General features: G+C 44.8%; 20 protein-coding genes. 6 read left to right on the top strand and 14 right to left on the bottom strand.

The window, feature by feature from the left end; translation table 11 throughout:
- From AABW11_RS16740 to AABW11_RS16690, 11 genes are all read right to left on the bottom strand, one after another.
- Entirely contained in the window at nucleotides 1-837 is an 837-nt protein-coding gene (locus tag AABW11_RS16740) for a hypothetical protein (RefSeq protein ID WP_340106286.1), read from the bottom strand.
- A 34-nt stretch (nucleotides 838-871) separates the two neighbouring features.
- A complete protein-coding gene (locus AABW11_RS16735; protein ID WP_340106285.1) occupies nucleotides 872-1756 on the bottom strand; it encodes a hypothetical protein in 885 nt (294 codons plus the stop codon).
- A 475-nt stretch (nucleotides 1757-2231) separates the two neighbouring features.
- Nucleotides 2232-3302 carry a saccharopine dehydrogenase family protein gene (locus AABW11_RS16730; RefSeq protein WP_340106284.1) on the bottom strand — a complete coding sequence of 357 codons (1071 nt, stop codon included), beginning with the start codon at nucleotides 3300-3302 and terminating at the stop codon, nucleotides 2232-2234.
- Nucleotides 3303-3575: 273 nt separating this feature from the next.
- Nucleotides 3576-4898: a dihydrolipoamide acetyltransferase family protein gene (locus AABW11_RS16725; protein WP_340106283.1), complete on the bottom strand. Its 1323-nt coding sequence runs from the start codon at nucleotides 4896-4898 to the stop codon at nucleotides 3576-3578.
- A gap of 11 nt (nucleotides 4899-4909) precedes the next feature.
- Entirely contained in the window at nucleotides 4910-7573 is a 2664-nt protein-coding gene (gene aceE / locus AABW11_RS16720) for a pyruvate dehydrogenase (acetyl-transferring), homodimeric type (protein ID WP_340106282.1), read from the bottom strand.
- 143 nt (nucleotides 7574-7716) lie between these two features.
- Nucleotides 7717-8421: a peptide-methionine (S)-S-oxide reductase MsrA gene (gene msrA / locus AABW11_RS16715; RefSeq protein ID WP_340106281.1), complete on the bottom strand. Its 705-nt coding sequence runs from the start codon at nucleotides 8419-8421 to the stop codon at nucleotides 7717-7719.
- Between the two features lie 58 nt (nucleotides 8422-8479).
- Entirely contained in the window at nucleotides 8480-9907 is a 1428-nt protein-coding gene (locus tag AABW11_RS16710; RefSeq protein ID WP_340106280.1) for a nicotinate phosphoribosyltransferase, read from the bottom strand.
- A 382-nt stretch (nucleotides 9908-10289) separates the two neighbouring features.
- Nucleotides 10290-11204, bottom strand: a complete 915-nt coding sequence (locus tag AABW11_RS16705) for a hypothetical protein (RefSeq protein WP_340106279.1) — start codon at nucleotides 11202-11204, stop codon at nucleotides 10290-10292.
- 273 nt (nucleotides 11205-11477) lie between these two features.
- Nucleotides 11478-12665, bottom strand: a complete 1188-nt coding sequence (locus tag AABW11_RS16700) for an aspartate aminotransferase family protein (RefSeq protein ID WP_340106278.1) — start codon at nucleotides 12663-12665, stop codon at nucleotides 11478-11480.
- 320 nt (nucleotides 12666-12985) lie between these two features.
- Nucleotides 12986-13612: a thioredoxin family protein gene (locus AABW11_RS16695; RefSeq protein WP_340106277.1), complete on the bottom strand. Its 627-nt coding sequence runs from the start codon at nucleotides 13610-13612 to the stop codon at nucleotides 12986-12988.
- 194 nt (nucleotides 13613-13806) lie between these two features.
- Nucleotides 13807-14670, bottom strand: coding sequence for a UbiA family prenyltransferase (locus AABW11_RS16690; RefSeq protein ID WP_340106276.1), 864 nt, complete (start codon nucleotides 14668-14670; stop codon nucleotides 13807-13809).
- Nucleotides 14671-14758: 88 nt separating this feature from the next.
- Here AABW11_RS16690 and AABW11_RS16685 point away from each other — a divergent pair, with 88 nt between their 5' ends.
- Nucleotides 14759-15667 (top strand): 3-methyladenine DNA glycosylase, encoded by a 909-nt coding sequence (locus tag AABW11_RS16685; RefSeq protein ID WP_340106275.1) that lies wholly within the window; start codon nucleotides 14759-14761, stop codon nucleotides 15665-15667.
- 475 nt (nucleotides 15668-16142) lie between these two features.
- Here AABW11_RS16685 and AABW11_RS16680 read toward each other — a convergent pair whose 3' ends face one another.
- Nucleotides 16143-17318 (bottom strand): anhydro-N-acetylmuramic acid kinase, encoded by a 1176-nt coding sequence (locus tag AABW11_RS16680; RefSeq protein WP_340106274.1) that lies wholly within the window; start codon nucleotides 17316-17318, stop codon nucleotides 16143-16145.
- Between the two features lie 53 nt (nucleotides 17319-17371).
- Here AABW11_RS16680 and AABW11_RS16675 point away from each other — a divergent pair, with 53 nt between their 5' ends.
- The 4 genes from AABW11_RS16675 to AABW11_RS16660 all read left to right on the top strand — a co-directional run bounded on the left by AABW11_RS16675 (nucleotide 17372) and on the right by AABW11_RS16660 (nucleotide 21276).
- Nucleotides 17372-17620, top strand: a complete 249-nt coding sequence (locus tag AABW11_RS16675) for a hypothetical protein (RefSeq protein WP_340106273.1) — start codon at nucleotides 17372-17374, stop codon at nucleotides 17618-17620.
- 255 nt (nucleotides 17621-17875) lie between these two features.
- Nucleotides 17876-19579, top strand: a complete 1704-nt coding sequence (locus AABW11_RS16670; RefSeq protein ID WP_340106272.1) for a pyridoxal-phosphate dependent enzyme — start codon at nucleotides 17876-17878, stop codon at nucleotides 19577-19579.
- A complete protein-coding gene (locus AABW11_RS16665) occupies nucleotides 19580-20212 on the top strand; it encodes an ABC transporter ATP-binding protein (RefSeq protein WP_340106271.1) in 633 nt (210 codons plus the stop codon).
- A 272-nt stretch (nucleotides 20213-20484) separates the two neighbouring features.
- Nucleotides 20485-21276, top strand: coding sequence for an ABC transporter permease (locus AABW11_RS16660; RefSeq protein ID WP_340106270.1), 792 nt, complete (start codon nucleotides 20485-20487; stop codon nucleotides 21274-21276).
- A gap of 443 nt (nucleotides 21277-21719) precedes the next feature.
- Here the strand turns inward: AABW11_RS16660 and AABW11_RS16655 are convergent, their stop codons facing one another.
- Both AABW11_RS16655 and AABW11_RS16650 read right to left on the bottom strand, forming a co-directional pair.
- Nucleotides 21720-22148 carry an HNH endonuclease gene (locus tag AABW11_RS16655; RefSeq protein ID WP_340106269.1) on the bottom strand — a complete coding sequence of 143 codons (429 nt, stop codon included), beginning with the start codon at nucleotides 22146-22148 and terminating at the stop codon, nucleotides 21720-21722.
- 152 nt (nucleotides 22149-22300) lie between these two features.
- The gene (locus tag AABW11_RS16650; protein WP_340106268.1) at nucleotides 22301-23437 is read right to left on the bottom strand and encodes a hypothetical protein; all 1137 of its coding nucleotides are present in this window, start codon (nucleotides 23435-23437) and stop codon (nucleotides 22301-22303) included.
- A 257-nt stretch (nucleotides 23438-23694) separates the two neighbouring features.
- On the opposite strand from AABW11_RS16650, the gene AABW11_RS16645 reads away from it, so the two are divergent.
- Complete coding sequence (locus AABW11_RS16645; protein ID WP_340106267.1) at nucleotides 23695-24999, top strand: Glu/Leu/Phe/Val family dehydrogenase; 1305 nt, start codon at nucleotides 23695-23697, stop codon at nucleotides 24997-24999.
- Nucleotides 25000-25101 lie beyond the last annotated feature (102 nt).

Below are 25101 nucleotides of genomic sequence, written 5' to 3'. Positions count from 1 at the left end.
CTAACTGTAGAAGAATAGAGATACATCTTTATTTTGAAATTTTGTTTTAGGAACAATGGCCCTGCCATTTTTTAACTCCCATAGAGAGGGAACTTTACCAGTTTCAAAGACGACTAATTGGTTCAGTATTTTATTCTCTTCAGTCTGATCCGGACAAATTTCAATGTGGTTCTCTTTTTGAATAATTTCGATTGATTTAATACCGGCAGATGACGGCGATTTTGCAAGCAGATATCCATTTCTTTCAGTGCTTGCACGATCGGCTTTTGATTTAAGAACCGGAAGTTTCACTCTGCAGGAGCTCCACTTTTTAATATCCTCATGTGAAATTTCCTCTGACGAGATCTCCATCTTACCGCCCGGTTCGGTGACAAGGCTGATATCCGGCCCGGATGCCATTAGTATGACAATATCATCATCTGTTATAAAATCAGAAATGACATCAATCTTGGTCGTATTTCTTGATTTCAGGTTTAGTACTCTAATGAGAGTACCATACTTTTTGGAAGCAAATGTTCGAATCTGTTCTATTGTATTGAAGCTATCTGCCCCACTAGTTTGCGCAGCCAGCACGAAACCCCTTCTACCATTTTTTTTTGTGCTCTGCAGTGGCTCGAGATCCATGACTGAAGGTCTCTGTTTCTTTTCGTTGAATAACTGTCTGGCACCCTCAACATATTTGTCTAATGTATGATAGAAGCGGCGGAGCCAATCAGCAATGAGTCTCAGTTCCTCATCATGTTGAATGGCATGTTTCACCCTGTCAAATTCCTCATCGCTTAGTTCTGATGGATTTATCACAAAGGTTTCTAATTGCTTGTCAGACGGCTTTTTCAAAACACATTATTTTTAGTTAATTCCTTACAACATATCACCGATGCTGAAAATGTGCCCAATCTTTTTTAAACGAGTTTAGCATGTCTTCTCGTACCATTTTAACGATGTATTCTAATACACTGCGATGTTTATTTCTGAACTGCTCATATTCAAGCTGGTGATAATGTAGTTTGAGCTGTTCAAACTGCGACAAGCTTCCGGATGTTCCCTCGAAATTGGATTTAACAATCTCCTTAGCTGTCTGACAATAGATCTCTATTTCATGATGTTCGGCCTTTCCTTTTTCAATGTAGTGTCGTGATATATTGTCTTTGACCCTGTCAACTGATTTTCCAAGAAATCTATCGAGCTCCTTCTGTAGCATCTTTGAATATACATCGGGATCTAAATTATCGATTTGAGAATCTTGAATAATCACAAAGCTTTCCCTTATAATTGAAGCAAGAGTCACTAGGGAAAATCTTTTTTTATACTCGTTCTGATTCTCAAGGATATCGATCACTTCAATGAGAATATCCGGAATCATCAAACTTTCTGTCAGCCTTGAACAAAGTTTTATCTGCATAAACTCAGACGGCATTCTTAATAAATTATTTACCTTTCCGTCATCAACAATCAAATCTCCGTTTTCATAGCAAACAGAGTATTTACAATTGTGCTCTTTTACAGCCAGTTTAATGTTGCGAATGATCTTTTTGAGGGACGGATCTTTTTCTCCATAAAACCTGAATACATTATCTTCGACTTTTGAACAAACAAGCCTTCGAAGTTCAGTTTTTATTTCACCTTTGCTCATTGAATCTACACGCCTATTTTCGAAATAATCTTTAATTACAATCAACTCTCCTGTATCATTTTTCTGAAACAAATCAGCAATGAAATCCCAAGCCAGATCCTCAAGATTCTCTTCCCTGATCATAAATGATTTAAATGAACCGGATTTAATTCTCAGTGACGTGACTGCAACATTAAAACAATGTGTAATTAGTTTATTTATGTCGTTTCGATTATAAGAATCTTGGACACATCTCTGTACAGTTCTCTTAATACCCATAAGCCGTAGTTATTTTTTGATCTCACTCCAAGCATCAATAAATAGAATTGGCACCGTTTTAACAAGTAATTACATATTTTTAATTTAAATAAATGAGTTTTATCTCTCACTTATAAATTATTATTTTTATGATTAAAGTCATCTTATAGATCATATTAAACTACTTGATACCAATAGGTTAAAGAAAAAAATAAATTTTTTCTCTCTAAATATTTTGGAACAAATCTCTTTTCCGCCGCTTCTGCTAATAAAGAATTTTCTGCAGCTGATGTTTGTACAAGATATAAATTGAGCTTGCAGCAACCCATTTATGAAAACAAAGCGAGCCATACATGAATATTCAAACCAACTCCCTATCCGTCCCCACAATCTCCAGAATCAAATCTTCACCATATGCTGAGGCTGGTGTTTGGTAGCCGGTTTTGAAATTTTCTTCAGACACCTTTTGAGCGATGTGAAGAGCACTTAGTGCGGTAAGCCTGTACCCTTCAAGCGTAACCTGGCGGGCTGTGACTGTCTCTCCGCTACTATTTGTTACTTCACCCCAGATATAACTTTTCCCTTCTTCTCTTTCGGTTTGATCTGGTCCGGTCACCTTTTTACTGATCAGTTTCTTTACAAAATGTCTGACCACTGAAAGCTTAAGCACCGGCGCAATCCAGTTGGATCGTTTCAGCCAGCGAATGGCCGATTTTTTCATGGCAGTATAGACAACAATATTCTCGATACCGGTTGTGAAATGGGCCGTGGATACATCACCCCATGGGATCGTAACTGCCATACGCCTTTTTTCACCAAAATCGATCTCCCGGGTTTTCCAGGCGGCCGGCACTGATTTTATCTTTCCATCTTGTCGGATGGCACCGCCGAATCCAAGATTTTCCGCCATGGTTTGAGCTGTGCCATGAGAGACGCCGCCTCCGAGTCCCATAAACGCCAGTTCAAGGTTGGTAGCATCGGGCAGCTCTTTATTCAGGTAAAGAGCCAGACAGTCGGTCGGAACCACATCAAACCCGGTTCCCGGCATCGCCATAATTCCTGCGTCAGTAATTTCCTTATCTCTTGCCTTAATCCGTTCAAAAACCCCAATCTCACCCGTAATATCCAGGTAGTGACAGCTGTTTCGGATGCACGCATCGAGCATCGGTTTCCAGGTATAAACAAACGGGCCGGCGCAGTGAATCACAAGATGTGCATCTGTCAGTATGCTGTTCATCTGCTCTGTATTAGAAAGATCTGCCGCCCGATAGGGCAATCCAAGCTCCTCAGACTGCTGTATCAATTTCTCCCGGTTGCGTCCTGATAAGATCACCTCTTCATGCAGACCAGCTGCTTTTTCCGCAATCAATTGGCCCGTGTAGCCGTAGCTGCCATAAATGATCCATTTGTTCGCGCTCTTATTTACTGGCATGAGTGCTCACCTTTTAGTTTACTTAAATGAATTCAATTTAATTTCAAACGTCTAAAGCTGTCATATTGAGCACAAATTTTGCTCTAAAACGGGGCAACACCATTTAATAGCTCCGGAAATCTTTCATATCTGCTACTTGTCATCGATAACCTCTAATTTTGCCCAAAACCATGGCATCATCTTTTGTAATGATCTATTCATTGACCTACATGACTTTCTTGAATTAGCTTTTACAAATCATTCTTAAATCACCCTTAACAAAAAATGAGCAAGCTATTCACCAAGCAACGCTTTGTACGGATCTTCCAGAGCATCGCAGACATATCGTAAAAATCGTGCTCCTTCGGCACCGTCAATCAGCCGATGGTCGTACGAAAGGCTCAGCGGTAGTGTCTTTTGAGGCACGAATGTATCCCCGTTATAAACCGGCTTGATCTTCATTTCGGAGACTCCAAGTATGGCAGCCTGCGGGTGGTAAATAATAGGTGTGAATTGTGTGCCACCGATTCCGCCCAGGTTCGAGATAATAAAGTTACCGCCTTCCATCTCCTCTTTTGAAAGCTGGCCTCCCCGCGCCTTTTCAGCAAGGTTTGTAATTTCAACGGCAACTTCCACGATAGATTTTTGATCAACATCGCGCACAATTGGAACAAGCAGCCCTTCGTCGGTATCTGCGGCAATTCCTATATGAATATACTTTTTGAGGATAACCTCTTCTTTATCCATATCTATACTGGCATTGAACGTCGGGAACTGATGCAGGGCAGTGGCAATCAGTTTGGTCAGCACTGCCGTAATTGTCAGTTTCCCGCCTTTTTCTTTAGCTGCATCCTGATGCTCTTCTATATATTCCAAGATTTGAGTTACAACGGCCTCGTCAAACTGTGTGACGTGCGGAATCTCCTGCCATGACACCTGCGTTCGTTTTGCAGTCGCTTTCCGGATGTTTGATAAAGGCGCTCTTTCTACGGCTCCCCATTTACTAAAATCGGGAAGTTCTGTTGACGGAGTTCTTCTTTCATTACTCAAACCGGCTGCTTTCTTTACGTCACCTTCTGTAATAAGTCCATCCGGACCGCTGCCGTCAATTTCACTGAGATCGACATTATGCTCCCGGGCAAGTCGTTTTGCTCCCGGGGCAGCCGGAATCTCCTCAGTCTCCGGCTCCTCTTTTTCAGGCTCACCCTCGACTTCTTCTGCTTTCTTTTCTTTTTTTTCTTCAGGTTCTCCCGGCTCTTCCTTTTCCTCCGTTTCTTCTGTTTCCTCTTGTGGCTCTTTATCCTCTGTTTTTTTGTCGGGTTCCGCTACTTTCTCATCATCCTCATCCTCATCCTCTTCCATTTCTTTTTCTTCAGATTCACCGACCTCAAGAAGCAAAATCACATCACCTGTTTTAATGGTGTCGCCAGCACTGACTTTTATTTCCTCCACAGTGCCCGATTCTGGACACGGCACTTCAACTGTCGCCTTATCGCTTTCAACGGCAATAATCGATTCATCCTCTTCAATTGAATCGCCTGCTTCCACCATTATTTCGGCAACTTTTCCCTCATCAACATCTTCGGATAGTTTAGGTAGCGTTATTTCTTTCGCCATAAGTCAATTTTTTAGGAAGTTCTTGGATTCAATTTATCCGGGCTAATTCCCAAATCACCAGCTGCTTCTGACAGCTTTTCTTTTGAGATATCGCCCTTTTTTGTCAGTTCAAACAGGGCCGCATATGCGATATGATTGGCATCAACCTCAAAGAATCTCCGGAGTTCTTCGACGGACTCACTGCGGCCAAAACCATCGGTTCCCAAGACGCTCACCGGTTCCGGAAACCATTTTGCAACGCTTAGTGGAACGGATTTTACATAGTCAGATGCCATCACAAAAACGCCGTCTGTTCCGTCCAGGGCAATTTCGATATTCGTCCGCTTACGGTTCAAATTACCGGTCACCCTATTTTCCTGCTCGGTATCTATCGCATTGTCATACATCGCCTTATAGCTTGTAATACTCCATGTATCTGTTGAAACAGTATAATTGCCCTCAAGAATTTCGGCAGCTTTCAATACCTCTTGCATAATAGCTCCGCTTCCGAAAAGATGGGCTTTCAGATCATCGTTTTCCATTTCAGATTCATTAAACCGGTACATCCCTTTGATGATATACTCATCAATATTCTCAGGTTTATCCGGTTTGGGTGGCATTGAATACACCTGGTTTGTCACCGTGATATAGTAGGATAGGTCTTTTTTATTTACATACATCTCCTCTATGCCGTTCTGAACAATCACCGCAAGTTCATAGGCAAACGCGGGATCATATGCACGCAGTTTAGGAAATGCGAACGCGTAGAGGTGGCTCTGTCCGTCTAAGTGCTGCAGGCCTTCTCCTGAAAGTGATGTCCGGCCTGAGACACCCCCGATATAAAACCCTTTCGCCCCGGCATCGGCTGCAGCCCAGGCAAAGTCACCAATTCGCTGAAAGCCGAACATGGAGTAAAAAAAGAAGAACGGAATCATATTGATTCCAAGATGACTGTATGCAGTTCCGGCCGCTATGAAGGAGCCCATGCAGCCGGCTTCTGTGATTCCCTCTTCCAGGATTGCCCCGTGCTCCTCTTCCCGGTAATACATCAGGCTGTCTTCATCCACCGGATCGTACTGCTGACCTTCGGGAGCATAAATCCCAACCTGCCGGAAGAGTGATTCCATCCCAAATGTTCTCGACTCATCCGGAATAATGGGGACGATGTGATCTCCCACTTTCTCATCCTGAAGCAGCTTTCCAAGAATCTGGATCATCACCATCGTGGTGGCGGCTTCATCGTCTCCTGACCCTTCGAAATAATCTTCAAAAATAGAGGGATCCGGGTTTTCCAGTGGTTCAGTCCTGTCTTTGCGCTCGGGCAGATATCCTCCAAGATTTTCGCGGCGATCCCGAAGATATTTAATTTCCCCACTCTCATCACCGGGATTCAAAAAAGGCACGTCTTCAATGTCATCATCTGAAACGGGCACATCAAAAAAGTCGCGAAAATGTTTTAGTGCATCTGAATCCAGCTTTTTTTGCTGATGGGCTACGTTACTAGCTTCACCTGCATCCCCCTGGCCATAGCCCTTGATTGTCTGGGCGAGAATAACCGTAGGCTGACCTTCGTGTTCTAGTGCTGCTTTATATGCATTGTAGATTTTTTGAGGATCATGACCGCCCCTCTTCAACAGCTTTAGTTCGTCATCAGAATAGGGTTCTGCCAGTTTTTTTAGTTTCTCATCTCTTCCAAATAAATCTTCTCGAATTAAGTCACCTTCAGCGTACGCATATTTTTGCAGCTGACCGTCGGGGAGATTTGTAAGCTCATCTACTAATAGTCCCTCACCATCCTTTTCAAACAGAGGATCCCAGTCACTTCCCCAAAGGACTTTAATCACGTTCCAGCCGGCCCCTTTAAACTGGGCCTCCAGCTCCTGGATGACTTTCTGATTTCCACGGACAGGGCCATCGAGTCGCTGCAGATTACAGTCGATCACAAACGTGAGATTATCGAGTTTTTCATTTGCCGCTACCGCCAGGTTCCCGATCGATTCCGGTTCATCCATTTCACCATCACCAAAAAATCCCCAAACATGCGGCGGCTCTTGTTCAATCAATCCTCTTTTTTGAAGGTATTTGTTAAATCTTGCCTGGTAAATAGATGTGAGCGGTGCCAGGCCCATCGAAACGGTGGGGTTATTCCAGAAGTCCTTCATCAAGTGGGGATGCGGATATGAAGGCAGTCCGCCGTCGTCTGCCAGTTCCCGGCGAAAATTTTCGAGGTCTTTTTCCGACAGGCGCCCTTCCAAAAATGCCCGTGAATACACGCCCGGTGATGCGTGTCCCTGGAAGTATACGATATCCGGAATTCCATTCTCCGATACTTTAAAGAAGTGATTGAACCCGACTTCAAACAGGTCCGCGATGGATCCATGTGTTGAAATATGTCCGCCGATCCCCTCCAGCTTTTTGTTTGCCCTGACAACCATCGCCATGGCATTCCACCGGATAAGCGCCGTCAATTTCTTTTCAATCTCCGGATCGCCCGGATACTCTATTTCTTCCGTCGGCGGGATAGTATTTACATAGGGTGTGTTGATGGAATCAGGCGGGGAAACGCCGTATTTTTCAGCCTCTTGATTCAATAATGTCAAAAGTTCCTTGGCCCGTTTACCCGGCCGGTTATTTAAAATCCACCGTAACGAATTGATCCACTCCCTGTTCTCTATCTCTTTGCTGCTCTTGTCCATATTAAGTCTCTTCTATATTGATATAAAGTCAATAAAGGTGTTATTTAAAAATAGTTAACACCGCCGTAGAATTCCAGAATAATAGCTTTGAGGCCTGAATATCTATCTCTGATCTCTGATCTCTGGTCTCTCAGGACTCACTTCTACTGCTTTAAACTATCCGGAATCACATCAGCCTGTTCACCCCAGTGTTCTTCTATAAAACTGCTTCGGCCCGAGAACTTCCGGTAAATAGTGTACTGCACGGTGTCATCTTTGTAATAATCCTGATGGTACTCTGATGCCATCCAGAAAGGTTCTTCAGGGAGCACCGGTACCTTCAATTCCTCCTCAAAAACATTCCTTTGCGCAATATCAGCAAGCACCTCCCGGGCATCTTTTTTCTCTTCTTCTGTTTCATAATAAATGGCGGGCGAATATTGTTTGCCTCTATCCGTAAAAGATCCCTCTGCGTCAGTAGGATCAATATGCTTAATGAAGTAGTATAGCAGGCCTTTGTAGCTTACCTGCTCCGGGTTGTAGATGACCCGGGCTACTTCCCTGTGGCCGCCCTCGGCATAATTATCATAATCCGGATTCTTGATTTGTCCCCCGCTGTAGCCTGAAATAACCTCAATGACACCGGGTGCTTTCTCCATATCGGCCTCAACGCACCAAAAACAGCCGCCTGCTACAATCATATCTTCCCGCTGAGCGTTTGTTGTATCACTTGCTGAAACAGCATTCTGCTCTGCAATGTTAAGGTCGCTTTGATCTGAAGAATCCGGAGCGCATGAATAAAAACAAAGGCTTATGATTGTGCATAAAATCAGCAGAACAGTGAAGATTCTTGATTTATCAGATTGCATAATGCCAAATATTTGTTGAGTTCAACGTGCGCTCTACAGCTTAAAAACTATGAGCATGCTAAACTGTCGACCCAGCCTTTTCTTCAAAGTGTTCGATAAGTCGGTCCCGCTCGTCCTTCAGGGATGCCGACAAACCAATTTTGTAGATATGCGGGTTTTCAAATCGTTTAAATTCATCCGGTAATTTATTCAGGCGCTGCCGGCTGTACTCAGCGATGTCTGTGATGTCTCTCTTTTCGGTCAGCCGCCTGCCTTGTTCTACTATTTTCTCCAGCAGTGGTTCTTTACTATACTTTTCCAGGTTCAGTGATTTTGTGGGATCAGATGGGTGATGCATACTTTCGATATCATTTTTGTCCTCATCAGCAATTGCAACAACATCTCCGCCATAAAAACCGCCGTTCGATTTGAGCCGATAGACCTGTTTTTTTCCGGGAAGATTTATTTTTTCGACGTTTTCAGAAAGTTTGAGCCGAGGTTCACCGTTTGCGTACGCCAATTTGTAGACCCCATCAAGTGCGGCATCTGGCCTGCCGGTTACAAGACTCGTACCAACGCCAAATAAATCTATGGGTGCTCCCTGATCCAGCAGGCTTCTAATCACATGTTCATCAAGCTGGTTTGATGCGGCAATTTTCACGTAATCAAGTCCTGCGTCGTCCAGCATTTTTCTTGACCGCTTGGCCAGCCAGGCCAGATCTCCGCTATCAAGCCGGATCCCTTTCATCTTTTCGCCCCGCTCTTCCATCTCTTTTCCAACTTTTATAGCATTTGGAACTCCACTCTTAAGGGTATCGTACGTGTCCACCAGCAGCACGCAGTCATCGGCACGAACGTCCGCAAAATCCCGAAAAGCGGTAAGTTCATCATCATACCTTTGTATAAAAGAGTGAGCCATCGTACCCGAAATGGGGATATTGTAATCACGGCCGGCCCGAACGTTGCTGGTGGCATCATAACCGCCAATCATGGCTGCACGACTGGCAGAATACCCGCCGGCACCCGGAGCCCGTCGCAAGCCAAAATCTACAAGCTTTTTGTTATCACCGGCTGAGGATCTCATCCGGCTGGCCTTAGTGGCAATGAGCGACTGATAATTCAGAATGTTCAGCACCATTGTTTCCAAAATTTGAGCCTCAGGCAAGGGGGCTTCCACACTGATCACCGGCCGGTTTGGAAAAACTAGATCTCCCTCTTTTACGGCATAAATATCTCCGGTGAACTCAAACGTTTCCAGGTATTTGATGAACTCATCATCAAAACTCTTCTGCTTCAGATAAGCAATATCCTCTTTTGTAAAGTGAAAATCTTCGAGCGCCGTTAAGAGATCTTCCAGCCCTGCAAAAATAGTGTACCCGCCGCCAAAAGGATTTTTCCGGAAGAAATAATCAAAAATGGCCGTCTCTTCAGTCATCCCCTTATTAAAATAAACCTGCGCCATCGTTAATTGATACTGATCAGTATACGTGGGTGTGTAGTCAATCATGGACTCAACCTTAATTTTTAAATTTCTCTTTATAACTGAGGATCTCTCCCAGTTGCTTTAGGTAATAAAATACATCACTTTTTTAGATGTCGCGACAATTTGAAGAAACTATTCTTGCTTAGTACAAATGGCTGCTAACTGTATAAAAAACAGTTTAAACTTCGAAGCCATTCATACAATTTATAGATCTGCCGGAAACTTTAAGAAGGGAACTTAGGGCCAGCCCGCTTGGAAGGGGTAGTTAACAGTTTGGCAATTCTGTGACCGGGCAATCACTTTAAATGAGCCACAAGGAAGCTGCACCGCTTCGCGGGAAACACTTGTTAAATTCCACGTATTCAAAAAACCAGTGCATCGCACAAAGTTTTTAAAATCAAACCATTTATGGAATGTTAAATGTATTCCATAATTGCTCACCATCGGCTACCTGAACGATCCAGGCATATTCTCCGGGTTCGTCAATTTCTAAAGAGAAGTAAGTAGCACTTTCATCAGGAGTAGCATCATAGGTACTGACACCCCCGAGGAAATCAGCCGGGGCAGGAGCTCTGAGGCCACCCACTTTATACCAATCCATCCATGTATTTACTTCATTCAGATCGGTGTTTTCTTCTGTCTTGATCAGATGAATATTATTATGAACCGGACTTCCCGAAGAATCTGCTTCAATCAGCACAGCGAAAGAATGGAAACCGGTTTCAGCATTCCACTGAACATCAATCTCATTTTCTTTCAGTGTAATTTTATTTTCGGCGGATGGTTCAGGGCTATTGGCAGATTCATCCGTAACAGTAATGGGGCGCGTCATGCCGTTTGAGAGGTGAATAATACCATCTTCAGTCTTAACCCAGCAATCCAAGGCATACGATCCCGGTTCTAAATACACTGTTTTCTCAGCTGATCTGCCCGGTGAAACCAGCCCTCGGGCGTTCACATATTTCACACCATCAGCCCAATCGGGCAATAGCTCATTTATTCGTGCCGAAATACCGGATCGTTTAACTTCACCGGCCTGAAATTCTTTCAATAGAATTTCCCAAGCCCCAACATATTCATCCAGATATTCTCCGTAAGTAATCTCTTCAGGTAAACGGGCAAAGCTTAATTCATGGATTTCATGAGCTTTTTCATTATTTAAAATAAAGGTGATCCAGCCGGCAGGCAATTCCTCCGGAGCCTGAAATGCATAGTCGTATGCAGTAATCTCTACTCTATATTCACTCAGATCTTGTAAACTGCATCCCCAAATTCCAACTGAGATCAAGGCTAAACAGCTAAGACTTTTGAAGGTATTCATTTTGTATAGGGTGTGATTTTTTGATTGAATGAATAATGGCCGGCTTGGCATTTAATTTTCTTAAGGCCTCAAAGCACTGCGTTCTGGCGAATAGTAATCTAAATAGCCTGATCGTGCAAATGTATTCCAGGAAAGGCGCAGCTAATGTTTACCGGCTGAAGCAAAATGGAAGAATAAAACACATATAAGTAAGACAAGCTGATTTATCGCATAATTTAGATGGCACAAATCTGAGATGACATCTGAGTTTGCAGGTTCTGTAAATGAAACCGGTTAGCGATGCTCTTCTATCCCTTCCTGTATAGTTTGGAAACACTGTTCCAGCAGCTCTTCTTCTATGATCAGCGGCGGGGCAATTCGGACCAGAGAATTGGAATGAAGTGTCCAGCCTAGTATGATGCCTTTTTCAAAACAATACGCCACTACTTTTCGAGTCAGATCAGCATCGCGCAGCTGAAGGCCAAGCATAGCGCCCCGGCCCCGAACTTCCGTAATCCCTTCTCCCCTGAGCATATGGCAGGCGATCTCGGCAATTCGAAATGCTTTCTGCTCGAAGTTTCCTTCAAGCAGGGTTTGCAGGTTGGCGTGTGCGGCGGCGCAGCTGACCGGGTGGCCGCCAAAGGTCGTGACGTGGTTCAGCGGCGGATCGTGTTTAAACGCTTCAAACCGGTTGCTTGAGGAGACAAACGCTCCCATCGGCATGCCGCCGCCCATTGCCTTAGCGAGGCAGAGAATATCCGGGACCACGTTGTAGTGCTGAAAGGCAAACAGGCTGCCGGTCCGGAAAAAACCGGTCTGAATTTCATCAAAGATCAGCACCGCACCAGTTTCATCACACCGCTTTCGCAGTGCTTTCAGCCAGTCGACGTTTGCCGGTATAATGCCGCCTTCCCCCTGGATAGGCTCCGTAATAACGGCCGCGGTTTTGTCATCAATCTGGCTGAGCTGATCAGGTTTGTTAAAATCAAGAAAGGTTACATCGGGCAGAAGCGGCAGGTATGGATCCCGATAGACATCCCGGCCGGTGACGCTAAGGGAGCCGTGTGTGTCGCCGTGATAACTATTCCGAAACGCCACAAATTTTGACCGACCGGTAGACTTTTTGGCTAGTTTAAGAGCGCCTTCATTTGCCTCTGTTCCGCTGTTTACAAAATAGACGCGGTCAAGCTGAGAAGGGAGCTGATCACACAAAAGCTGGGCAAATTCGCTCTGCGGTTTTTGGATAAACTCGCCATACACCATCACATGAAGATGGGAATCGAGTTGCTTTTTGATGGCTCTGATTACATTCGGATGACGATGCCCCAGGCTGCTCACCGCAATCCCTGAAATCAAATCGACAAACGATCGTCCATCGGTGGTGTGGATGTAGCAGCCTTCAGCCCGTTCAATTTCGAGGCCCATCGGGGCATCGCTGGTCTGTGCGATGTGGTCGTAAAAGGAAGATCGAATATCAGGCATTACGGATGTATATTTTTTTGACTCATCTATCTGTCACAAAAACTGCTCGAACGATTCATTGGATGAAGCGAATTCATGCGATGAAGGATCCACATCCGCTGACTTTCCGTCATCGGATGAGTTTATAAAACTCAAGATCTAACCAAGATGCTGCCAAAAGGCGATAATGCACCACAATGTTGATAGATCTCACTCCGACACGGAAAGTCATACTGTGCAAGATCAACAATCAATTCAACGCTGTTAGACTGAGTATGTGCTCAGGTTGATAATTACCGAACTCTGCCAGGTCTCACTTATTGTCGACTCTTGCAGGTTCTCTATTGATTCACCCACTCGTCTATAGCATGCATAAATTCCTTTTGAATCTCTTTACCTTTGTCATCGGCATACCATTTATGCAGGTGTTCGGCTACTTCCTGATAGGGTTTATCAGTATTATTCCGAAGATCATCATACAGTTCCTGGGCTACTTTCGGCCGGGGGCCCCAGTCGCCAAGTACTTCAAGTGTATCGGCGTCGATACAAATGAGCTTTGGTATAGACCGGCTTTTCCCATTGTATAAAAACTGGTCCATCACATCCAGGTTTTGATCACGAAGGATCAGCTTCAGTTCTATATTCTCAGTCTGTTCCGCCATTTTGTTGATGATCGGTACAGATTGGGCGGCATCGCCACACCATGCTTCAGTGAGCACCAGCCAGATCAAATCGCGATCAACCTGCTGCAGTTTATCAATCATGTCATCTTTGAGCTCGGTGCGCTTATCATGGCGCTTCATTCTATGAACATTCATTTTGGTGTAGTGAAGCATCGCCTCGGAATGATTCTCACCCGTGGTTTTACCCTCTTCAAGAAGACTGTCGATCATCTCCCTGTATTCACTATAGCTCATCGCCTGATCAACCAGCTGCCGGTCGATTGTCCTGTCTTTTACTTCTGTCATCTGTCTGTAGATATTTTAATTATTATAATAAACCATTTTCAAAGCTCCCTATGAAGGCTTTCCAGAACCAGTGATTTTGTCAAAGTTCAAGGTCATAGTGACGTTGAAACCGGAGCGTATTCACTATACGTGAGGATTTCAATGTCACGATAACGATGGAATATGGCAAAAGCACGGTTCTGCAAAGTCATCACTTACATCCATCCATACTTGATTATATTGCCAATCAAAAAGAAACTTACGAATGAAAGAGACGCCAAAAATTTCGTTTTCATAACGTTTCTGTAATCTTCAGAATCTCCTTCTAACCTATTGATAATTGTTGCAATAAGCATGCCTGAAATGGCTATACCCGCAAATAACAAGAGTGCGGTCAAAAGGTCAGATATTGCAATTGCAAGACATAACAATAGAGAGCCACCTACAAATGTAAATCGGAAAAATGTCTTTACTCCGCTCACTCCATATCTGATTGCAAAGGTCTCATCATTCCTCATTCTGTCCTCTTTTATTTGGAATATTTGTGAAACCGGATACATCGAAATCAGGATAAGTGAAGCGCCTGTTGCACCCAACACTATCGATAATGAAATCGCTCCTCCCGCGGCAAGTGTTCCCATCAAAACAGAGTTGAATCCCGTGCTGATTGCAATGGCCACAACGCTGAGATGCGGATCGCCTTTCCATCGGGCGAGGGGGGTTGAATAGAGCCAGAAGAGAATGAGGCTGCAAAGAAATATGAGTGCATAAATGGTACCCATTGTTGTTGCAAAAAAAAGACCCGCTGCCATAAATAAAAGTGAAAGCGGGTGCATCCAGCGGGTCATTTTGGGTGGATTCCGAAGCCCGCCGATCGGTCCTTCGTCTTTGTCCCACCAGGAATTATAAGCTGTTGCCCCACCGAACAGAAGCACGTGAACATTGATGAACTGTAGTCCATAACTGAGCGTATCCATCTCCCCGGATAAAAAACCACCCAGCAGATAACCGCCTGACAAAATCAGCACCTGGTAGTGAAGCCGGAGGTGAATGATGAAGTGATAGATTTCTTTGAGCATGACGCTACAGTAACACGTGTTAATAATGACACCAGATTTTATTGTACTGATTTTGGGATTTACTTCGTAGTGAAAAGATTGATATTTTATGCAGATGCAACAAGATGTATTATCAGACAGACGAACAGCACAAATTTTAAGCTTTGATGAATGGTCCGAAAAAATGAACCATCATCGCACCTCCCTCGGGAGAATCCTCAATCCTTACCTGAAAAAACGGTCGGAACAGAAAAAGGATCCTGTCCTGGATTTTTTGTTTGAATACTACAAGTTCCGCCCCTCTCATTTGATGCGATGGAGCCCCGGAATTGGTGTTGATCTCCTGCACGGCGGACAACAGGATCAACTACCCGAGGTAAGCGAACTGAGCGTTAATGATGACACTGCATATTTAGATCCAAAATTCTTCCCCGAAAAAAGGCTTCGTGCCACTCGCTGGATTCACGAATTGCTGGTTAAAACCAATAGCAGGAAACCGTTCTTCGGGTGTTTTGGTATGCACGAGTGGGCGATGGTGTACAGAGCTGAGGGAGTGCGCCACAGCCAGGTACCGCTACGTTTTTCTGATGACAAGATTGCTGAGATCGTGGAATCACGGCCGGTGCTTTGTACCCATTTTGACGCCTACCGGTTTTTTACAGACGCCGCCAAACCGCTGAATAAACATCAACTGACCCGCGACACTTTCCAGGATACTGAACAGCCCGGCTGCATCCATTCCAACATGGATATCTACAAATGGGCATATAAACTTTACCCCTGGATTTCCAGTGACCTGATCCGTGAAGCCTTTTCCCTGGCCCTCGAGGCAAGAACCATCGACATGAAAGCCAGCCCCTACGATCTGCTTGATCACGGCCTTGAGCCGATCAAAATTGAGACGGAAGCTGGTCGGAAAGAGTACCTCCAGCATCAAACAGATATTTGGGAAAAAGGTAAGCCGGTCAGGCAGAAATTGATTGAGGCGTATGAGAAGCTGCTTGATTTTGTTGATTGACCCACCGCAACCCACCCCTCTCGTTCTCCCCTCCCTACGACGAAAAACACGTCGCATGGAAGAGAGAGGCTTCAGATCGAATTTCGAAAATCGTAAATCGGAAATCGGAAATCGGAAATCTTATAAATCGCTACATCACGATGGCTTCCAAACATTGAGAGGTTTTCGGGAGATTAATTCAACGATTTGTGAGACGTAGCGATTTAACGATATCGCAATTATTAATGAAGACCTCTCCTATCGGGAGGAGACCGCCTCCAAAGCGTCTGCCGCAGGCAGGTCAGCGACGAGACAGAGGTGGGTTCCGGACCCACCCCTCACAGTCTCCCCTCCCTATGACGAAAGACACGTCGCATGGAAGGGAGAGGCCTCAGATCGAATTTCGGAAATCGAAAATCAAAAATCAAAAATCAAAAATCGATAGATCCCGGAGGCGACTGCTTCTGTCCACTCCGGCGGATGGGAGTTTTTTCCATCATACCGGAAACGAAACCTTTCCCAGAGTAAATCGTGACCCATCGGGCTTTAGCCAGCCGTCACCTGCTATAAGCTCATTGGCAAATACCGCGAATAGGATTGCTTCTTTGGCATCTGAATTTATACCAAGTGTATCGGTAGATTTCAGGCTGCAATCTGGCAACTCCTCTGCTATCATCTCCATAAAAGTTTTATTGTGAACTCCGCCTCCGCTGGCGTAAATATTGATATCATAATCACTGATCTGCTGCCGGATTTCCCGGGCCACACTCCATGCACTAAAACGGGTTAGCGTAGCAACTACATCTTCTGGTTCTATTTTCTTGTTTTTTGCATCAAACAAGGATATCACCCAATCAAAACTAAATTCCTCCGGCCCGGTACTTTTCGGGGATTGTTTTTGAAAAAAGTGGTGAGCTTTTAGCTTCTCCAGCAGATCAGTATCAACAGTTCCCAATGCGGCTATTTTCCCGGATTCATCGTATGTTTTTCCCGGATAGTAATCCTTCACCGCCGCGTCAATCAGCGTATTGGCGGGACCGGTATCCGTGGAAAACGGCAGAGTGGCTTCTCCGCCCGAATTCTCGAGATAAGTGATATTGGCAATGCCACCCAGGTTCAGCAAAATACAGGGCGTGTGCTCATCGCTAACGAGGAGCCGTTCGCCCAGGGGCGCCAGGGGAGCTCCATCAAAACCGGCGACAATGTGCTTTTTACGAAAATCAGACACCGTAATAATTCCCAGATACGCGGCGAGAATATCGCCATCAACCAGCTGCCAGGTTGCCGCTTTATCACCATCGCCCGATGGCAGGTGCAGCACCGTCTGACCATGGCTGGCAACCAAATCAATCTCTGAAGGTGATAATCTCCACTTCGACAACTGTCGCTTGATGATCTTCACCCAAACCTCTTCCAGCTCTGCCTGCAATCGAAGTACATTACCTTGCGTGGCATTGTCATCAAACAAAACGTCCGAAAGCTTATCTGACAAAGTTTCCGGGTAGGAAACCGTACTGAATTCCAGAAGGTCAGCCGTGGTTTGCAGACCGCTTCCCCCACAGCGAACCAGGCCGATGTCCAGCCCATCGGCCGACGTACCGCTCATGAGCCCGAGTATTGTCCGTGATTCTTTTTTTGCAATCTTTTGTAGCGAAATCAATGATTGGTTCATGGTGAAGGATTCAATATTTTTGGTCAGATAATATTAGTTCAACAAATGCTGTTATGCCCGATGAAACAGAACAGGAGTACCAGGCCTGGCACGAAGATATCGAATACCTGGTAAAGATTTTAAAGGAGAGTTTTGAATCGACCAACGCGTCTTATTACGTCGATGAAATAAATGAAATTCTTTACGTGGAACTTGAAGGGCTTGACGACTATTCCGAAGAGGAAATTGTTGAAATAGCCGGGCCGATTCTCGAAGAGCTTGATCTCGATTTTGAGGATATCTTCCTTCTGCCTCTTTCGTAGTTGGGTTATTAGAAAATTGATGAATTCGTCTGTTTGTCTGCTTTGGTATTTAATCATTCAAAGGGATCTATTATCCGGTCAGGAATTAAGAGGCAAACAAATGGATCGGTGCTTAGAACGCTACCAATAACTATTTACCCAATAACGAATTAACTAACAAAAAGCGCTTCCATTTCAGTTTCGGCTTGATTGAATTGATTCGTATTTTTAAAAGCCTTTGTTAAGGAATAAACGCAATAACATCATATTACAAGAATGTCTGATATACACACCGGATACAAAATGACCTGCATTATGTGCGGGGCGATAAACAGAGAGAAAGAAACATCAACCTACTGCACCACATGCGGCGGAGTCCTTCAGATTGAGTATGAAGAGGCCCGGAGTGAGATTCAGTACCCACTGAGCTCCATTGTGCCTGATCCACTCAAAAATCACCCGTCTGCTCTGCGGCATCTCAATCGCCTGTCAGAAACCTATGGTGCCGATCTGTATGCCAAACTTGAGTTTGAGCATCCCACCGGCTGTTTTAAAGACCGGGGCAGCTATATTGAAGTCCAGAAAGCTATCGAGCTTGAAGCTGATGCTATTTGTCTCGCATCTACCGGAAACATGGCTGCGTCAGTAGCTGCCTATGCATGTTATTTTAAAATTCCGTGCTACGTGTTTGTGCCGGAGCAAACGTCTGAGGCCAAATTAGCCCAGGCTACTATTTATGATGCCATCATCATTCGAATCCAGGGAGATTTTACCCGGTGTGAAGCTCTCTGCCGTGAATTTGCCAAATCGGGCAACTACTACCTGGCCGGTGATTATGTGTTCAGGGAAGAAGGTCAGAAATCGTTTTCCTATGAGCTGATTGATCAGGATGATGAACCTTTCGACTACGTATTTATCCCGGTTGGATGCGGCACAAATTTCGGGGCTATTTATAAAGGATTCCGCGAAATGAAGGATGCCGGAACCATCGATAAAATTCCAAAACTGATAGCGGTTCAGCCCGAAACCAGTTCGCCGGTTGTTCAGGGAATTTTTAAAAGGGAGAAGATTGTGGACGCACAATCCAATACCATGGCCTCATCTGTGGCCACATCAAACCCGATCGATTTCTACAAAGTCTTACGGGGTATTGATGATACCGGCGGCGATGCACTGACCGTGACCGAAGATGAAATTCTTGAGTCTCTGCGGGAAATGGCAACCGTTGAAGGCCATTTTACGGAACCCGCTTGTGCACTGCCGCTTGCATCATTCAAAAATAACCTTGAGAAATTTGCCGGAAAACGGTGCCTGTTTGTACTTACCGGTTCCGGGTTGAAGGACACGAAAGTGGTGGCAAAACACTCACTCACCCCTCCCGTCCTCAAACCCGATCTTGACCACATTCACAGCTATATCAATTCAGGGTTTGTGGAGATTCAGCAAAAGTCGTTTGGTAAATCGCGCGATAACCTTCTGGCCAATCTTAAGCTGGGAGAAAATCAGCAGGAACTCTACCGCAAGCATGTGGAACGGATCAATAAACGAGGCAAAACGCTTCACAAAAATGAGATGCAGTATCTGCAGACGATGGTGCTGAATGAGGAGACCGATCTGGAATCGCCGGTTGAAGTGCTCGATTATAAAATCACGATGCGCAAGGAAGAGCTTATTGAGGCTGGTGTGATGCTGAAAATCAACGGCGAAGAAATCACCTCTCGCGAAAAAGGTGTGGGGCCGATTGATGCCGTCATCAACGCAATAAAAGCCGAAAGTGATAAAATTTTGCCGATTGAGGTAGTCGATCACGAGGTAGAAATACTGAGCCCTGATACGGACTCCCTGGTCGTTGTGACGCTTACCTTTGAAAAAGACGGACAGAAATGGCGGGCCAAAGGCGCGTCTGCCGATACCATTGAAGCGGCGATTAACGCGTTCGAAAAAGGCCTTGCGATTGCGCATAAGTCCATGCCTGTTTAAATGCTTCTTCAGGCCAAAAGTATCAATTTTTCATATGGTGATGAAAGCATCTTTGATGACTTCAGCTTTGAGATTGAACAGGGTGAACGGGTTGTTCTGAAAGGCGAGTCCGGTGGTGGTAAATCAACGCTGATGCGGCTTCTGCTTGGATTTGAAACACCCGACAGCGGAGCGTTAGAATATAAAGGATCATCGCTTGAAGGGACGCATCTGAAAGAATTTCGAAAGCAATGTGCATGGCTGCCGCAGGACCTAAATATCGGTGCAGGCAGCGTAGAAGAGGTAGTCCGGTTTCCATTTAGGTTCAAAGAAAGCGGCAATCAAATGCCGGATGATGATCGCATAACTAAGATTCTGTCCGACCTGGGTCTTGATGCCGGAATTCTTGAAAAGGAGTTCGCTGACCTTTCAACCGGTCAGCGGCAGCGCGTGGGTATCGCTCTCTGTATTTTGCTTGATAAACCCATTCTGTTACTGGATGAACCCACATCTGCACTTGATGAAGCGTCAAAAGAGAAAGCTGCTGATCATATCTTCTCAGACCCAAACCGAACCGTGCTTTCTACGTCCCATGATCCCTTCTGGATTGAGAAATGCGACAGGATTATTGATCTTGATTCCAGCAGCCAATGACGATAGCAAGCATTTCGTTGATTACACCTTCTGCTGCTGTAGCTATTGGTATATTTGTGAATTGGTTAATAGCAGACTTGAAGAATTTCCTGCACAATATCACTCTTGTGCTATATCAAAGATATGATGTCGAAATCGAGTCATCGGATGAGTTATCCATACATATTATATTGATCCAGCGTGACTTGATTATTCGAAAAACTCACCCGATGACTTTATGCCCTTTCATCAATTACAAACCAGTTGTTCCTTATAAATAACCTTGTACTATCATGGAAATCATACAGCTCAGCTGGCTGCAACTTGCTATAGGCTTCATCATTCTTATCATTCCCGGTGCCATTCTGTGGTGGTACAACACCGGCCTGAACCAGAAGATGGTAGTAGCAACCATCCGCATGACGCTTCAGCTTCTGTTCGTTGGATACTACCTGGAGTATCTCTTTGAGTACGATAATACCTGGCTGAATCTGGCGTGGATTATGGTGATGGTAATAGTGGCAGATTTTGCAACCATCGACAGAAGCGACTTAAAAACAACCCGCTCGCTTGTGCTACCCATTTTCTGGGCAACTTTTATCGGGATCATTCTGATCAACTTGTTTTTTCTTGAACTGGTCATACAGCTTCCAAAATTCCTGGAAGCTCAGTATGCCATTCCAATCACGGGCATGGTGCTGGGGAACTGTCTTCGAAGTAACGTCATCGGCATCAACGATTTTTATTACAACCTCAAAGAAAATAATGAGCGCTACCGGTTTTATCTGGCTTCCGGAGCAACACGTCAGGAAGCTCTTTATCCGTTTTTTCAGCGGGCGTTACAAAAATCAGCAAATCCCACCCTTGCCTCCATGGCCACTATCGGACTGGTTTCACTCCCCGGCATGATGACCGGGCAAATACTCAGCGGAAGCTCACCAATGACCGCCATTCAGTACCAGATTATGATTATGCTGGCTATCTTTTCCGGGACGATTCTATCCGTTTTTCTGGCAATATTCTTCTGCAACCGTGCCGTATTTCTTGAAAACGATATGCTGGATGAGTCGATTTTTAAGGAGTGAGATATGAGATTTGAGATATGAGAGACCTTCAAGCGTCCGCAGGTCCTTGAAGCGTCTCTTTTAAAAGCACAGAATCAGGTAGAAGACAGAAGACGAAAACGGGAAAGTGGCTCGTCTATGCTTGATGATAAAAATAGCCAAATACTCTTTCTACTAAAAAACGCCAAACACATTCAGGCAGCAATAATACATCATCATCTTGAAACGCTGACTGAATTTTGTAAGTCTCTGGTCTACTGTTTGAACTATAAACACAGTTATATCTTTTCTTTTCACGTTTGACGTTTCACTTTTCACATCATCAGTCTGATTAATGTGCCCGTATCAAATAACACCTTTCCGCGACGCTTCAAGGACCTGCGGACGCTTGAAGGTCTTTTACCTTTCACCTCTAAAGTCTCCCCTCTCACATCTCGATTTTCACGACTCAAGACCAGTCCCTGCTACATATACAAATACGGCTTCCAGTCGTCCTGAACAGAGCTGATCAGATTCTGGAAAAATGTGATATGTATTGGGCGGTAGGGGTCTGTTTTGAGGTGCATCGAGGCTTCATCCGGCGTACGATTTCCCTTTTTGACGTTGCAAATATTGCAGGCCGTTACCAGATTTTCCCAGCTGTCAGCACCATTCCTGCTTCGCGGCATAACGTGATCGAGTGTAAGGTCGGACCGGCGTCCGCAATATTGACAGGTGTGATTGTCCCGCTTCATAATGTTACGTCGCGAGAGCACGATGCGTTTGTAAGGAAGTCTGATGTATCGCGTCAGGCGAATGACCGATGGATATGAAAAGTAATCATCAACGGTACGTATTCGTCGCTTCGGATCATCATGGAGCAATTCAGCCTTATCAAGGAATAGCAGTTTCACAGAGCGCTGAACTGAGCAGACACTCAAGGGCTGATAATCTTGATTGAGAACGAGTACAGGGCTGTCCATTAGAAGATATTGATGTCGTATTATTTTATGAACCTTTATAACGGCTTAAACAGCCCTTATTATGGGTTTTTTATTTCTAAATATCAACTAAAAAAGTAATTCACCAGTTCATCCCAAATGACCGGGTTTATGGCAACAGCAATTATGATAGAAATAATCAGGCCAATCATTGCATAGCTTACATCTTTTGCAATCAGTTTGAAGCTGTAAGAAAGTGGCCGTCCTTTACCTTTGGAATCAGTCAGGCTCATAGCAATTTCCCGTCCGGCCAGCAGACCTATGAATACCCAGGTTGTACTCATTGGCACTACACTAACCGATTTAAAATAATATAGAACGCAGGCGTAAACGCCATCAATGATTGTAGCAGATCGAACATCGGTAACGTAGGATTTCTCAGTTACAATTTTCTGTATTTTATCCCCCCTGAGGTAAAACAGTATACCAAGGCCAAAGAAAATAAATCCCGTAAAAACCAGAAAGCCGGATAGTTCAAGACTCCTCGGCAGATACACCGCAATATTTGCTGCATCCTGCATCAGCCAAACAGCCCATAGCAAACCACTGACAATCCATTGTACCGGCATCCAGAATGAGCCCGCCTCTCCCTTGAACAATCTGTTTAGATATTTACTCAATCCCAGCCAAATCACAATGGCAACTGCAAACGCGATAAAGTATCCCGACAGACTTTTGATGAGTACATTAATTATTCCTTCCGGACTCGTTGCAAATGCACTTAAAAGCAGGAATGTGGTAGATACCGGCATTCGAAGCCGGGTAATAATAAGCAGAAACAACGGAGCCGCCACCTGTAGAAATTTAAATGAGGTGGGAGCTTCCGAAAACCCTTTTGAAGTGAGCCGCTGGTAGGTTACATCACCGTCGTACACGTACCAGCTGTAGGATACGGTGATCACAAAAATGCCGCCGATCCACAGCCACAATAACCACCATTTTTTATCGGCATTAGACGCCAGGAACGTACCGATGGTTTGAATACTGTCGTTGGCAATGGCAGAGTAGGCCGCGAAGAAAAAACCGAGCCACATTGCAACCTGTGGCCTATCGTAAAATGCACCCGCCAAGAAAAAGAATAGTCCAATAAGAATCAGAAAACGACGCTCTTCACGAATCAGTTCAATGAAGCTCGTCGGAAGCAAACTCTCGATGTACGATAGCCCGCTCTTTTTTCTATTCTTTTTTTTCCTATTGGCCACGTCTAAAGCAAATCCATTTTTTTGATTAGCTTGTTAAAATAGAATGCCAATGTTAAGAAACTATTACCCCAACCGATAATTATACCAGCACTTAGCTGCACCCGATTTACGGCTGTGTTTATGATCGATGTAAGCTCAAAAAAACTTTATTAAATTTCAGCTTCACCTTTGTTTAAAAGTGACGTATTTTTGGTATAAATTTAATCAAAATAGATCTTGACGGTCTAAAAAAGCGCTACCATAACAGCATACTATCTATGGCACATCAACCTTCTATTCTCACCTCTTTTTATAAAGAACCCGGCCCAAAACTCGATCAGGAATCTCCGTTTGACTCTATGATGGAGCGGTTTCGTTTTGCCGCAGATATTCTTCAGCTTGATGAAGGCATGTTCCAGTACCTGGCAAGTCCCGTAAAGCAGGTTATCGTGTCTGTTCCAATTGTGATGGACGATGGCAAAATTAAAGTCTTTGAAGGATTTCGCGTCATTCACGATAACGTACTGGGCCCGTCTAAAGGCGGTGTCAGGTTCGCCCCTGATGTTCACCTCGATGAAGTTAAAGCCCTTGCCGCATGGATGACCTGGAAATGCGCTGTTGTAAACGTGCCGTTTGGCGGAGCAAAAGGGGGAATCCGGTGCAACCCTAAAGAACTTTCAAAAGGCGAGCTTGAGCGGCTCACCCGGCGCTATACCGCTAATTTGCTTGAGGTCTTCGGTCCCGATCGCGATATACCCGCGCCCGATATGAACACCGACGAACAGGTGATGGCGTGGATCATGGATACTTACAGTATGAATTCTCTTCGTACTGAAACCGCTGTAGTGACAGGAAAACCAATTATTCTGGGTGGATCGCAGGGACGAAAAGAGGCAACCGGCCGCGGTGTCGTAACGGTAACGCTTGCGGCTCTCAGCAAAATGGGACTCATGCCAAACAAAACAACTGTGGTAGTTCAGGGCTTTGGCAACGTAGGATCCGTGTCGGCCCAGCTGATGTACGAACAGGGCGCTAAAGTCATTGCCATCAGTGATATTTCCGGTGGCTACTATAACGCAAATGGTATAGACATTCCTGAAGCCATTAAATTCATGAACGACAATAACCGGTCGCTTGAGGGTTATTCTAATGCCGACCCAATCTCCAATGAAGATCTGCTTCAGCTCAGCTGCGATGTTCTGATTCCAGCCGCTAAGGAAGATCAAATTAACAGGCACAACGCTCATAAAATTGATGCAAAAATTGTGTCGGAGGGTGCAAACGGTCCTGTCACCGCCAATGCAGACTCAATTCTGGAAGACAACGGAGTAATGGTAATCCCGGATATTCTTGCGAATGCCGGCGGTGTAACGGTTTCTTACTTTGAGTGGGTTCAGGATCGTCAGGGATACTTCTGGACCGAAGAACGCGTAAACAGACGCCTCAACCGAATGATGAGAAGTGCATTCGACAATCTGTACGGAGTGGCCGAAAAACATAATATCACGCTCAGACAAGCGGCTTATGTTTACGCGATCGACCGGGTTGCTGAAACACTGAAACTCAGGGGAATTTACGCCTGATGACAGTTTAGAGCGATGGGGTGCTGAAACAGTCAGTTCCTTATTTGTTAGTGTACCCTGAAAATTTTGCCTGCAAGCCGATTCCTGAATTCGTATAATGAG

The sequence above is a fragment of the Rhodohalobacter sp. 8-1 genome, from assembly GCF_038150125.1.
Taxonomy (GTDB): Bacteria; Bacteroidota; Rhodothermia; order Balneolales; family Balneolaceae; genus SW132.
The sequence above is the reverse complement of the archived record's forward strand: the minus strand, read 5'-3'. Positions and strand labels throughout refer to the sequence as shown.